The organism is Odoribacter sp. AF15-53 (genome assembly GCF_003479425.1).
In the GTDB taxonomy this organism is placed as follows: domain Bacteria; phylum Bacteroidota; class Bacteroidia; order Bacteroidales; family Marinifilaceae; genus Butyricimonas.
Genome location: NZ_QUHC01000002.1, coordinates 216,950 through 230,449, shown reverse-complemented (window position 1 = coordinate 230,449; position 13,500 = coordinate 216,950). Strand labels below are relative to the sequence as shown.

Sequence of the window (13,500 nt, the reverse complement as noted above, 5' to 3'; positions counted from 1 at the left end):
TTTATATACTTTATAAACTTTATAAACCTTATAAACTGAATGGCTATGATGAAAAAAATTGCATTAATCGTTTTTGGGGTTATTCTTTTAGGAGGAATATTGACTGCGCTATGGTGGGTGAACGAGCGAGAACGGGAGGTTGATGTACCGAAGGAATCGTTTATTCCTTATAATTCCGCCGTGGTGATTAATGTAAATGCGAATGCAAGTTTATCCCCGAAGCTGGCGACAGCCTTTGACCGTGAAATCAAGAGATTCCGGGAGAGCATGTTGTTCCGGGCGATTGATACCTTGAAACAGGCGTGTCAGGTTGATACCTCTTCTTACGTTATGGCGATCCGGGTTGAGGGAAAACAATCCATACGTTGTTTGTACGTGTTGAACCGGAGTGGTTTGTTTTCCAGGGGAGACGTGTATGCTTTTTTGCAAAAGATGTTTTCCGGGGGACAGGCGAAGGAGAGAAAATATAATAACCAGAAAATACACGTGGTAAATAAAGGGAAAGAGGAAGTTTGTTATGCTGTGGTCGGCGGGATGGTGTTGGTTTCTAATTCTGAATTGTACGTGGAAGACGCGATAAACCAGTTGAGTGATCATAGTGAGAGCGAGAAGGGAGAAGCACCCCGGTTCAGGAATGTGAATCGTTATTTTTCTGCCGGGGCGGGTTTGAACGTGTTTTTGAATACGGCTTGTTTTTCTGATTTGCTTCCCTTGTTGTTGCAAAAGGATTTTATTTCGAAACAGACAGACGTCGCTAAATGGTTTAAATGGGGAGCTTTGGACGGGGATATCCGGCCGAACGGGATTAGTTTCAACGGCTTCATGCATTATAATGGGTTAAAGGCCGCTTTTCCAATCGTGTTTAAGGGGCAGAGTCCTCAGGATTCGAAATTGGATGCCATGATGCCGACGGATGCGAAGAGTGTCAGTATTTTGGCATTGAGTGACGTAAAGAGTTATTTGGCCTCCTTGGAAACTTATCGTTATGGAGCGGGTAAGATTGATAAAATACGGAAACGGAAGCAGGAGTTTACTCGGCTTTTCGGGGACAAACTGGATGAGGAGTGGCAAGCTCTGTTGAAAGGTGAATGGGGGAAAGCAACTCTTTCTTATGATGCTACCCGGAAACAGGAGGAGGGAATAGTGGTGGTTCACGTGAAAGCCGGTAGCTTGGCTAGAGGGATGTTGGAGAAAATGGTGAAATCATATGCTTCAAAGACCGGGACGGTCGAGGCTTCTTTGTATCGTACATTTTCTTTAGATAAAGATAAGACGATTAGATATTTCAAAATGCCGGTGCCGGATTTTGTTGAGGTAATGTGGGGATACGTGTTGGGCGGTATTGCGAATAACTATGTGCTGGTGGAAGATAATTATGTGGTTTTTGCCTCTTCGGAACGGGCAATTCAAACTTACGCGAGTGATTATATGCGTCGCCTGAGCGTGAGGGATCAGGAGTGGTACCAAAAATTAAGAACGAAATTATCATCCAAATTCAACTGGATGTATTTGTCTGAGATTCCCTCGATGTTACCTTATTATGAGAATGTGACGAAAGGGGAGTTACGGGGCTTGCTGGAACGGAATAAAGAAGGCATGGAGACGTTTTCTTCCTTGGGTTTGCAATGGGTTTGCGAGGGGGACATGCTTTATCATACATTGTTCTTAAGTACAGAAGAAGTAGAGCAGAAACAGGCTCAAGTGATGTGGCAAACGAAGTTGGATGCCAAGATGAGCATGAAACCGGCTATCGTGGTGAATCATGATACGGGAGAACGGGAACTTTTTGTGCAAGATGAGGGGAACACGATCTATTTGATTAATGACGTGGGGCGGATTTTATGGAAGTTACCGATCGAGGGTAAGATAAATAGCGACGTGTATCAGGTAGATATGTTCAAGAACGGAAAGTTACAATATTTGTTCTCCACGGCGAATAATCTTTACTTGATTGACCGAAATGGTAATTATTTACCCCGTTACCCGTTGGCTTTCAAATCGCCCTGTATGCGAGGGATTTCCGTGGCCGATTACGAGAATAACAAGAATTACCGGATTTTTGCACCGGGGGCGGACCATTACCTGTATCTATACGAATTATCTGGAAATTTCGTGAAAGGATGGGATATGCCCAAGAGTGATAATGATATTGCATCCAGAGTGTATCATTTCCGGGTAGAGGGGAAAGATTATATCGTGTATGCGGATCGTTACCGTCTCTATATATTGGATCGCAAAGGAAAAGAACGGGTGAAAGTTTCAACTTTGTTGAATCTGCCGGAAAACACGCTTCTTTATTTGACGAAGCAAGGCGGGCAAACGAAGATAGCCTTTGTGGATGCAAACGGGGAGATTTTATTGGTTGATTTCCGGGGAAACGTGCAACGGGTGAAGGGTGAGAAAATGACTGGGGGAGGTATGTTGAACGTGGAAGATGTTAATAATGACGGTCGGAATGAGTTTATTTATTCCAACGATAACACGTTGCAGGTACATGATGAACAAGGAAAATTATTGTTGGAGAAAAATTGGAATAATGCCGGGTTGGGATATCCTTATACTTATCGCTTCTCAGCCAGAGATACGCGAATCGGATTGTTGGATGAGAAGGGCGAGCGTCTTTTTTTGCTTGACATGAAGGATGTGTCAAAGGGTTTCCCTATCCGGGGTAATTCTCCTTTTTCAATTGCTTTCTTTGATAACGGGAATAATACCGGATTCTATTTGTTTGCGGGTAGCGATGGAAATCATGTATTAAAATACAAGGTGCTGCGATAAAAGTTGTATGTCCGATTGAAAGTGAATATTCCGGATACAGGTAAGTTTGTTTTAAAAGCAATTATCATGTATATTTGTCACGTAATTTCACGTGGTTATGGACTATTCAGCATTCATTGAGGGTATAAATACAAAAAGTGAGAAAGCTTGGGGAAAGTTGTATGATCACTATTATGCCTCTTTATGTAGTTATGTTGAGAAGTTTTTGGGGGATGCCGGGATTGCAGAGGATATCGTGCAGGAGTGTTTAATTAAAATGTGGAATACTTCCGTGACTTTCCCGGATGTAAAGTCATTGTCGGCATGGCTTTATAAGAGTGTTTACCATGCTTCAGTCAGTGTTTTACGGGAGAAAAAATTATTGGAGCGTTTTCAGGAGAATTGGAACGAGATGCAGGTTAGTGATGAGGAAACGGCTCAGGAAATGGCATTGCGCGAGGAGGTAATTTCTTATTTTTATGAACTTCTTTATCAATTACCCGTTCAGCAACGGGATATACTGCTGTATAGTCTGCAAGGATTGAAAGTGCAGGATATTGCCGGAATCATGGATATCAGTGAGAATTCTATTAAAACACAGAAGAAACGGGCTTATTTATTCGTGCGGGAACACTTTGACAAAACTAAATTGCGGGTGTTGTTGACCATCTTTTTTAAGAAAAGAAGGAATATTGCGGATTATCTTGGGAAATGATAACTTGTGTTTAAAATTATCTTTTATTTTGTTCCGTCACTCTTTAAAATGTTTCGATAAATGTAAATTTAGCGAGAAAATACGATTAGAATAAGAAAAAATGAATTAATTGAAAAATCTTGTCACCCGTTCCATAATTTTTTGCGTTTATAGGTGTATTTAAAATCGAAAAGGATGAAATGGGAAAATATAGATGATAAAGCCAAACGGATCGTGTTGCGTATAACGGCCAAGCTAGCGGAAGAGCAAGAGGAGGAAAGAGATGATTCGGAAAGTTTGCTTGTGGAGGATATGTTGGGGGCGAAATTTTTTGAAGAGGAAATGGCGAGACGTGGTAAGTATGATGGGCGTAAAGCTTTTCGTCGGCTGCAAAATAGGCAGCGTGGGATTATTATTCGGAGAATAAGCGCGGTGGCATGTAGTGTTTTGATTTTAGTCGGTATATCTTGGTTATTTTGGATGAAACCAGAAGCTTTACCCGTGACTAATGCTACTCCCGGAGAGCGACAGGTTGTATTACAGTTGAGCGGGGGAAAACAAATCGTATTAGGGGGTAAGGATTCGCTTCGGATAGATGAAAAAGGGGAAGCTATACAAGTGAACGGGGGACTGATAGCTTATAATAAAGGGATAAGGAAAGAGAAAAAAGAGATGGTTTATAATACATTGCTCGTTCCCAGAGGGGGAGAATTCCGGGTTGAATTGTCGGATGGGACGATCGTACATCTGAATGCTGATAGTGAATTGAAATATCCTGTCGCTTTTTCGGAAAAAGAGAGAAAGGTATTTCTAAAAGGGGAAGCTTGGTTTGAGGTGACCAAGAATAGTGAATCTCCTTTTTACGTTATGACGGATGATATTCGGGTAAAGGTATTGGGAACTTCTTTTAATGTGAATACCCACGGGATGAAATCTACTCAGGCCGTTCTGGTAGAAGGTTCAATCGGTGTAAAAGCTAAAAATACGCCTAAGGAAATACACGTGCATCCGGGTCAAATGGCTGAATACCGCCGAGAAAGCGGAGAGATTTGGTTAAAAGAGGTGGATATGCGACAATATACGGCTTGGAAAGAAGGAATTTTTTATTTTAATGACGAAACGCTTGAGGATATCATGGGTGAATTAACACGTTGGTATGATATGGAAGTATTTTTCCGTTCTGATGCTGTTAAGGCATTACATTTTTCGGGCTATTTGAGGCGTTATGAAGATATTCGTAAGATTTTGGCCACGGTGACGGAATCAACCGGGGTGAAATTTGATATAAAGGATAAAACCATTATTGTGAATTAAAAAAGGAAGGTGTGACAGCACCTTCCTCCATAATAATTTTTTGCAACAGGATAGTCTTTCAGCAATACCTGTTGCTAGTATAAACTATTTAATGACAAAATTATGCAAAAAAATCGACATTGCCATCGTGTCGTGGAATATCGTTGGCACAAAATTGGACGTATTATGAAGTTATGCCTTATTTTGATGTGTGTGTGTTCTTTTGGGCTTTCGGCCAAGAGTCTGGCCCAACAGGAACGGGTGAACTTGGAGTTGGAGAAGGTAACGTTGAAAACGTTGCTGGATAAAATTCAGGAACAGACACAACTGAATTTTATGATGAATCGGGAGCAAGCAGAACTTGTAGGACTTGTTTCGATTAACGTGAAAGGAGAGACGGTAGAAAATGTGTTGAAACAGGTACTTGGGAATACCAAGTTGACTTATGTTTTCATGGACGGGATTATCGTGATCAAAGAACGGAAGGTCGTATCGGAGGAGAAGAGTGAGAAGATGACGATTCGAGGGCAAGTTGTTGATGACAGGAAACAGCCTTTGCCTGGAGTTACCGTGGTGGTGAAAGGGACATCCGTGGGAACGGCGACGGATACGGCGGGATGTTTCACGTTGACTATGCCCGTGATGAAGGATCTTGTACTAGTGTTTTCTTTTATCGGAATGGAAACGCAAGAGATCAAATATACAGGACAAAAAGAGATAAAAATCACATTGATGCCCGACATGACGGAGATGGAGGAAGTGGTTGTGACCGGTATTTTCGAGCGAAAAGCCGAGAGCTTTACCGGTTCTACATCCACGTATAAGACCGAGGATTTGAAGATGATCGGTAGTCAGAATGTTTTGCAGAGTTTGAAAACGTTGGATCCTTCTTTTCATATCACTCCGAATAATGAGTTTGGTTCTGACCCGAATAGACTGCCGGATATTGATATTCGGGGAAAGTCAAGCGTGGTGAATCTGAAGGAAGAATATTCGGTCGATCCGAATCAGCCGTTGTTTATTCTGGATGGTTTCGAAGTTTCTTTACAAACGATTGTTGATTTGAATATGGAACGGGTGGCTTCCGTGACTATTTTGAAGGATGCCGCTTCTACTGCGATTTATGGCTCCAAGGCAGCAAATGGGGTGGTCGTGATTGAGACCAAACGACCGCAAGCGGGGCAATTACGATTGAGTTATAATGGCGATTTCAGTGTGTCAATTCCTGATTTGTCTGATTATAATATGATGAATGCTGCTGAAAAATTGGAATTTGAACGGTTGGCCGGAGAATATTCTGTTTCCTGGGATAGAGATCAAAATTTGGAATACCAGTTGTTGAATTTATACAACCGCCGTTTGGAGAAAGTGAAGAGCGGGGTGGATACCTATTGGTTGAGTGAGCCGTTGCGTACCGGATTCGTGCATAAGCATAATTTATATATAGAAGGGGGAGATGATGCTATGCTGTATGGTGTGGGATTGAATTACAATGGAACGAATGGGGTGATGAAAGGGTCTGATCGGGATGTGTTCAGTTTTAATTTAGATTTGCGTTACCGGAAAGGCAAGTTACGGTTTGACAATAAATTCACTCTGGATTATGGGGAAGCGAATAATGCGCCGCAGAGTTTTGCCGTGTATGTGCGAACTAATCCTTATTATGAAAAAGATTACGAAGGAAGTATCCCGAAATATTTGGAAGAATCGGAAATTATTGATGGGTTGATAACCGAGATAAAACGACCTAATCCATTGTATAATGCTAGTTTGAATTATCTGGATTGTACGCGGAGTTTGGCTTTCAGGGATAACTTCCAAATAGAATATCGTCCTTGTGATGGGTTGATGGCCCGCGGACGTGTCGGTTTAACAAAGTCGAAAGATGAAACGGAATATTTTAAATCACCTTTTCATTCTGATTTTGACGAAACGATAAAAACGGAGCGGGGATCATACCAGAAATCCACGACCGATAAATGGGCCTACGAGGGGGATGTCGTGGTTACTTACGGGAAATTGTTCGCCGAGAAGCATCAGGTGAATGTCGTGGGGGGATGGCGTTTCGCGTCTTCTAATAACGTGAACGATTCTTATAAGGCAATTGGTTTCCCGGATGATAATATCCCCAATCCTGCATTTTCCAACCAATATGCAACCAATAGCAAGCCCTCGTATTACAAGACGGTGAGTCGAAGTACAAGTTTTTACGTGAACGGGAACTATGCTTTCGATAATCGATATTTACTGGATTTTAACTGGCGGAAAGACGGTTCTTCCGTGTTTGGTGTGAATAAGCGCTTCACGGATAGCTGGTCGGTTGGGATTGCTTGGAATATTCATAACGAGGCTTTTATCGGGGAATGGATGGATTTATTCAAATTGCGTTTCTCTGTCGGGAATCCGGGAAATCAGAATTTTTCATCTTATAGTTCTTATAACACTTACGGTTATAATACGTCATTGCAGAATTTGTTCGGGATGGGTATAGAAGTTCTTGGTTTCGGAAATCCCAATTTGAAATGGCAGAAGACAATGGATTATAATATCGGGGCCGATATTGCTGTTCTTAATAATCGGTTGAAAGTGAATTTGGATGTATATTTTAAAGAGACTGATCCTTTGCTGGTGACAACCACGATAGCTTCATCCACGGGAAGGGATGCATATATTACGAATCTGGGAGCGCAGAAAACAAACGGTATTAGTGCAAGTATCGTGATCTCGCCGATTTATCGTCCCGAAGATCGGATTAACTGGTCTCTCTCTTTCAACGGTAGACATCAGAAACAAGAATACGGTAAAATAGGTAATAAACTAGATTTGATTAATGACGAATTGAAGAAGACCTCGCTTCAGCGTTATCGAGATGGCGGTAGTCCGACGGATATTTGGGCCGTTCGCTCTAATGGAATTGATCCGGCCACGGGAAATGAACTTTTTATCAAAAAAGATGGTTCATATACTTTTGATTATGACAGTAATGATGAAGTTGTCGTGGGGAATACCGAGGCTAAGTTAGAAGGAGTTGTAGGATCTAATTTCTATTATAAAGGATTTTCCGTTAGTGCTTATTTCCGTTATCGGATCGGGGCGGACTATTTTAACACGGAATTGTATAACCGGATAGAGAATATCACGAGTTTCTCCGAATACAATCAGGATAAACGAGCTTTGTATGATCGTTGGCAAAAGGTGGGAGATCATGCCCAATACCGGAAAATTACTTCCAAGGTGGCCTCGAATGAGACCTATCCCATGTCAGATCGTTACGTGCAACGTGAGAACACGATTTCCGGGGAGAGTATGTCAGTGGCTTACGAGTTTAGCGGGCAGAAGTGGTTGAAGAAATTGTATCTTTCAAGCCTCACTTGCCGGGCGAATATGAATGATATATTCCGATGTTCGACAATTCGGGCGGAGCGGGGAACATCCTATCCTTTTGCTCGTACGGTGTCTTTCTCTTTAAGTATGACCTTTTAAATGATTAAGATTATGATAGTCTGTAAATATAAATTGTTAGGAGTGGTGATGGCTTTTTTGCTATCCGGTTGTAATAGTTGGTTAGACGTGGAGCCTTATGACAAAATGACGGGGGAACAGGTTTATGCTTCCGAACAGGGTATTCAGAGGAAGTTAAACGGGCTATACCTGCAAATGGCATCAGAGAATTTGTATGCCAAGGAATTATCATGTGGAGTTTTGGATGTTCTGGCTCAACGGTATTATATATCGGACTCGGAACACTCATATTATAAATTGAGTCGTTATCAGTATACCGATAAAGATGTGAAGCCTTTTTTCGAGAGTATCTGGAGTTCATCCTGGAATCTGGTGTCGGCTTGTAACGAGTTGTTGGAGAATTTACCCAAACATCAAGACGTGTTGACAAAGCAACAGAATTCTTTGGTGTTGGGAGAGGCTTTGGCTGTTCGTACCTATGTTCAATTTGATCTTTTCCGCTTGTTTGCCCCGGTTTATAGTGCCGATACAGAGAACAAGCCGGCTATCCCTTTGTATGATAAGCCGACGGATGTACCTGCTCCGATCCTGACGTGTGGGGAAGTTGCAACTCGCTTGTTGAGTGACATTGATTCCGCTATTTATTTGTTACAGCAAGATCCGATCCTTACCGAAGGAATCGTGTTGGATGATGAGGATTTTTGGGCTTATCGTAACGTGCGGATGAACTATTATGCGGCTTGGGGATTGAAGGCCCGGATGTGTTGGTATTTAGGTGAAGAATACCGGACGGAAGCTTACCGGATCGCGACTTCTTTACTGGAAGGGAAAGATCCGAAGAGTGGGAATGCTATCGCGTTTGCTACTACTTTTGAGGCCGTAACAAAAGAGCAATCCGTTAAAGATCGCGTGTATTTTCCAGAGATGCTTTTTTGCCTGCATAACCTGAACCGGGATCAGTTGTACAAAAATATGTTTTCTCAAGATTTGGATACCAAGGTTATTTTTCAAGGTTTGACGTCGTATCTCGGTGCGTTGTATAATGATAACCGGGATTATCGTAATCGTTTCTGGGAACAGTCTTCCAGCGACGAAAAGGTGAAAGTTTTCGTACGTTTTTACCCGCAGACGATCAATCGGACGGATAAGAACCCGTATACTTATCAGATACAATCGTTGATGCGAATGAGTGAGCTGTATTTGATTGCGGCGGCTACCACTCGGGATGAATCGTTGAAAAAGGAGTGGCTTGAGAAAGGGCGATTGAACCGAGGCTACCAGAACCACAATCTGGATGGATTGGACGTGAATGATGTGCTGGATAAAGAGTGGCAACGGGAATTTTATGGAGAAGGGCAATATTTCTTTTATTTGAAACGCAATCAAGTAGAAGTGTTGTATGGACAGGATGGGAATACGAAGTTCAATATGATGGATTATTACCAGATTCCATTGCCTGAAAGTGAAGTGAATAATAGATACGAATAAAAGCATGCGGATTATGAAAAATATATTATTGATTTTAGGTTTTAGCCTGTTATTGTTGAATTGCTCGGAAGATACGCTTGACACGTACCACGGGAATGACGGGATTTATTTTGCCCCTAATATGCTGGGAAAATATATAGATTCTACTTCTTTTTCATTTGCAATGGTGACGGTAGATGATACGGTCGTGAATATGGCTGTTCGCCTGTACGGGGAGGTGCGGGATTACGATCGTCCTTTCCGGGTGGAGGTTGAGAAGGCTACAGGTGAATCGGGTATTGATTACGAGCCTCTTTTGGAAGAATATGTTTTACTGGCTAACAAAGCGGTAGCGGATATCCCCGTGCGGATATTCCGGCATGGTTCCGCGAAAAATTACTTGACGTTACGAATTTTGCCTAACGAATATTTTACCCAGTTGTTGGCGTTGAAAGTGCAAGATGAGGATACGTTGAATATGACTCGTAAGACGCTGATATTTACCAGTAAATTGACACAGCCGAAGAACTGGTACGAGTGGGCTTTCGGTTATTTTTCCGAGGCGAAGTATAAGCTGGTGAACGAGTTGGGGAATATAGATCCCGAGGTATGGAATGCGAATCGTTTCCCTTCCCAGTATTATTACCAGTTGCCGCTTTTGATTACCAATTATTTGAATAGTAAGATAGCCGAAGGACCCGAAAGTGCGATTAAAGATCCGGATCCGCAATCTACCCGGGGATATATGACTTTGCCCGATGTGGTGATTCCGAGTTCTTTCCCGGATGCGTGGCCTGAAAAGGAATAATGAATGAAGAGATTTTAATAGTTTAAAATGATTGAATATGAATAAATATATATTCTTGGTGCTAAATTGGATGATCATCGGGCTGTTCGCGTCTTGTTACGATGATCAGGGAAACTATGATTACGATTATATTCAGAGTGTCATGTTGAAAGGTGAGCTGAAAGATACGGTCGTGACGAGGGGACGAGTGTTAACTTTAAAGCCGGATATCGTGAAGATCACTACACGTGGAGGGAATGACACGACGGCTGTGAATCTGGAGCAATACGATTACTTGTGGTACACGTATAACGAGACGACCGGTAAACGGGATACTTTGGGAAATCGCTATTATCTGGATGATACCATTTACCTGCCGATTTCGGATAAATATAGAGTGACTTTTTCCGTTACCGAGAAAGAAAGCGGGGTTTCATGGTTGAGTCAGTTCGGATTGAAAGTAATCGGGGCTTACAAGAACGGTTTCCTTTTTCTGACAGAAGATGCTAGTGGAGGCGTGGAGTTGGAAATGTATGGAGATGATGCAGAAGGAGGTAAAATACGAGAGACCGGGATGTTGCGGAGATCGGGTTTCCCCTATCGGAACGGGGGGCCAATGCGGTTTCGTATGTTTGTTGGAATCGTATGAATATCAAACAAATATGGGTCGCCACGGGAGAAGCTACCGGATGGCTGACGATTCCCGATATGCTGTGGCAGGAGACAAATCTGGCAACGTTTATGATGGTCGAGACGAAACCGATAAGTTATACTTTTAAAAAGATGTATGCTTTTAAACAAAATAACTTGCAGGAATTTTTCGTAACGGATGATGGTGAAGTGCATTGGTTTGACCCGACTTCAACATTTTATTCGGATTGTGCTTTTAATAGCGGGAAAAAGTTTAAAGCATCAACCATGTTGGGTGTGAGTGAAGATGGTATTTTGCTTTACGATGAGGTGGGGAAATATTTCCTTTCTTATAGCACGTGGAATACGATGTACGCCAAGTCTGAGTCGACCCGTTTGTCCGGGGCGGATGCTTTGGAAGGAAGCGAACTGATTTATATGCAAGGTATAGAGGATGGTAGTGTGATCGTTATCACGAAAGACCCGGACGGCAAATATCGGCGCTATATTTATACGACATCTCTTGATTTTTCTTCATACCCACCGGGAGCCGTGTTTAAACAACAGGCAAATTTCACGCGGGAGTTGCAAAATAATGCACGTATGCTGGAAGAAGCTGATCACATGGTGATTGATCGGGGAAACGGGTTTGTTTATTTTGCCATCGGTAATACGTTGTATAATTATAGGGAAGGTGCGGGGATTGATGCTTGCGTGAAATTGGAAAATCTGACTTTTGAAGGGGAGAAAGTAATTTTGGATGAAATAACGACAATGGCTGTTGTTACGGATGGGAAGTATAATAAAAATATCGTGGTAGCCACTTATAGTGCCGGAAATAAGGGTAACGTGTATATTTTACAACCCGACCAGTCGGAGAGTCGAGACTTGAAAGTCGTGGAAGTAATCCCGATAGATGGTAAAGTGAAAAGTATCAGTTATTGGCAATAGAAAGGAGAATTTGATGAAATACATAAAGGTATTCGTATTATTACTGGGTATCGTGATGAATGTTGACATGCCCGGTTTGGCTCAGAAATTTGAAAAGGCCGTTGTGGATTGTTACACGGCGAAGGATGCTTTTAAAACCATTGTTTTCAAAAAAGTGAAAGACGGGAAAACGCAACAGGTTGCGGAAGGAGAATGTGCAGAAGGAAGGTATTTCGGTTTTTCATGCATTCCGCCCTACGAGGGTATATATGTTGTCGGGGATGGGAAGCATTTGGAATATCCCGTTTATTTGAAGCAAGGCGATCGGGTTTCCCTTTATCTGGATCAGGATACGGCCTATCTGGTAGGGAAAAAATGTTCTCGAGAAAACAAGATTTTGTATGAATGGCAGGCATTGTCGGCGGAAGTTCGACGAATAGCCACGCGAATAAAATACATGAGTATAGATTATACTACTTTCTTCCCGATGTTTGAGACATTTTTGGAGAAAGCCCATGCTTTTCAAAAAAATATAAAGAGTGGTGATAAATCGTTTGATGCTTGGATGAAACGTTACGTGGAATATGATATTGATTATATTGCATTGAGTTTCTCGTATACACCTCGGAAAAAGTGCCCGGGGAAAAGTGATTATCCCGAGTATTACAAAAGTGTTTACGCTTCCGGGAAGTTGGAAGATGACATGCTAATGGAAGTTCCTTTTGGAATGGCTTTGTTGGAACAATATGTTTTGGAGCAAGTGATGGAGAATAAAGAACCGTATATGTTTGAATATTTTGAAAAATATGTTCCTAATCATCGACTAAAAGGAGAAATGTTGTTGAGTAGCATGAAACGGTTTTCTTCTTATGCCGATTGTATGAAACAGAAAGAGATGTGGGGAAAGTATCTGACGAAAGAACAGACAGTTCGGATGGATGCGATGGCTGCGAATTTGTACAAGGCGGAAGAAGGAATGAGGGCGGCGGATTTTACTTACCCCGATAAAGACGGGAAAATGGTGTCTTTATCCGATTTCAAGGGAAAAGTAGTTTTGGTGGATGTTTGGGCCACGTGGTGTTCGCCTTGTCGTAAAGAGCTGCCTTATCTGAAAAAATTGGAAGAAGAGATGAAAGACTCGGACGTTGTGTTCGTCGGAGTTTCTTTGGATGAAGATAAAAATCATGAGAAATGGAAGAAATTTATTGTGGATGAGAAGTTACCCGGTTTTCAATTGTTCGCCAATGGTTGGAGCCATATCGCTAAGGCGTACAAGATTACCGGTATTCCTCGTTTTATGGTTTTTGGGCGGGATGGTCGGATTGTGGCGGTAAAGGCGCCCCGACCTTCAGATAAAGCATTGAAAGAACTTTTGGAGCGGGAGTTGAAAAAGTGAATGTTAAGATCGTTTCAGGGATATTTCTGAAATATTAAAGAGGGTGTGTCTACACAGAAGACACCCCCTCTTTTTTCATGCAGT

The 13,500-nt window shown here is 42.1% G+C and carries 9 protein-coding genes; all 9 read left to right on the top strand.

From position 1 onward, the window contains the following. The first annotated feature begins 45 nt into the window (after positions 1-45). The 9 genes from DWW52_RS05540 to DWW52_RS05500 all read left to right on the top strand — a co-directional run bounded on the left by DWW52_RS05540 (position 46) and on the right by DWW52_RS05500 (position 13,416). Positions 46-2,778 carry a WD40 repeat domain-containing protein gene (locus tag DWW52_RS05540; protein ID WP_148315333.1) on the top strand — a complete coding sequence of 911 codons (2,733 nt, stop codon included), beginning with the start codon at positions 46-48 and terminating at the stop codon, positions 2,776-2,778. Between the two features lie 97 nt (positions 2,779-2,875). Further along, positions 2,876-3,472, top strand: coding sequence for an RNA polymerase sigma factor (locus DWW52_RS05535; RefSeq protein WP_118714478.1), 597 nt, complete (start codon positions 2,876-2,878; stop codon positions 3,470-3,472). A gap of 174 nt (positions 3,473-3,646) precedes the next feature. Further along, positions 3,647-4,765: a FecR family protein gene (locus DWW52_RS05530; protein WP_118714477.1), complete on the top strand. Its 1,119-nt coding sequence runs from the start codon at positions 3,647-3,649 to the stop codon at positions 4,763-4,765. A 102-nt stretch (positions 4,766-4,867) separates the two neighbouring features. Beyond that, positions 4,868-8,227, top strand: coding sequence for a SusC/RagA family TonB-linked outer membrane protein (locus DWW52_RS05525; protein ID WP_118714476.1), 3,360 nt, complete (start codon positions 4,868-4,870; stop codon positions 8,225-8,227). Between the two features lie 12 nt (positions 8,228-8,239). Beyond that, positions 8,240-9,694, top strand: coding sequence for a RagB/SusD family nutrient uptake outer membrane protein (locus tag DWW52_RS05520; protein ID WP_158582491.1), 1,455 nt, complete (start codon positions 8,240-8,242; stop codon positions 9,692-9,694). A 13-nt stretch (positions 9,695-9,707) separates the two neighbouring features. Continuing rightward, positions 9,708-10,481, top strand: a complete 774-nt coding sequence (locus DWW52_RS05515) for a DUF4843 domain-containing protein (protein WP_158582490.1) — start codon at positions 9,708-9,710, stop codon at positions 10,479-10,481. Positions 10,482-10,518: 37 nt separating this feature from the next. Continuing rightward, positions 10,519-11,109: a PKD-like family lipoprotein gene (locus tag DWW52_RS05510; RefSeq protein WP_118714473.1), complete on the top strand. Its 591-nt coding sequence runs from the start codon at positions 10,519-10,521 to the stop codon at positions 11,107-11,109. After that, complete coding sequence (locus DWW52_RS05505) at positions 11,106-12,041, top strand: hypothetical protein (RefSeq protein WP_118714472.1); 936 nt, start codon at positions 11,106-11,108, stop codon at positions 12,039-12,041. Before DWW52_RS05510 ends, DWW52_RS05505 begins: the two co-directional genes overlap by 4 nt. A 13-nt stretch (positions 12,042-12,054) precedes the next feature. Continuing rightward, a complete protein-coding gene (locus DWW52_RS05500) occupies positions 12,055-13,416 on the top strand; it encodes a TlpA disulfide reductase family protein (RefSeq protein WP_118714471.1) in 1,362 nt (453 codons plus the stop codon). Positions 13,417-13,500 lie beyond the last annotated feature (84 nt).

Bases quoted from the DNA above. Each gene is read 5' to 3' on its own strand.
- DWW52_RS05540 (WP_148315333.1), top strand. From the start codon at position 46: ATGATGAAAAAAATTGCATTAATCGTTTTTGGGGTTATTCTTTTAGGA.
- DWW52_RS05535 (WP_118714478.1), top strand. From the start codon at position 2,876: ATGGACTATTCAGCATTCATTGAGGGTATAAATACAAAAAGTGAGAAA.
- DWW52_RS05530 (WP_118714477.1), top strand. From the start codon at position 3,647: ATGAAATGGGAAAATATAGATGATAAAGCCAAACGGATCGTGTTGCGT.
- DWW52_RS05525 (WP_118714476.1), top strand. From the start codon at position 4,868: ATGCAAAAAAATCGACATTGCCATCGTGTCGTGGAATATCGTTGGCAC.
- DWW52_RS05520 (WP_158582491.1), top strand. From the start codon at position 8,240: ATGATAGTCTGTAAATATAAATTGTTAGGAGTGGTGATGGCTTTTTTG.
- DWW52_RS05515 (WP_158582490.1), top strand. From the start codon at position 9,708: ATGAAAAATATATTATTGATTTTAGGTTTTAGCCTGTTATTGTTGAAT.
- DWW52_RS05510 (WP_118714473.1), top strand. From the start codon at position 10,519: ATGAATAAATATATATTCTTGGTGCTAAATTGGATGATCATCGGGCTG.
- DWW52_RS05505 (WP_118714472.1), top strand. From the start codon at position 11,106: ATGAATATCAAACAAATATGGGTCGCCACGGGAGAAGCTACCGGATGG.
- DWW52_RS05500 (WP_118714471.1), top strand. From the start codon at position 12,055: ATGAAATACATAAAGGTATTCGTATTATTACTGGGTATCGTGATGAAT.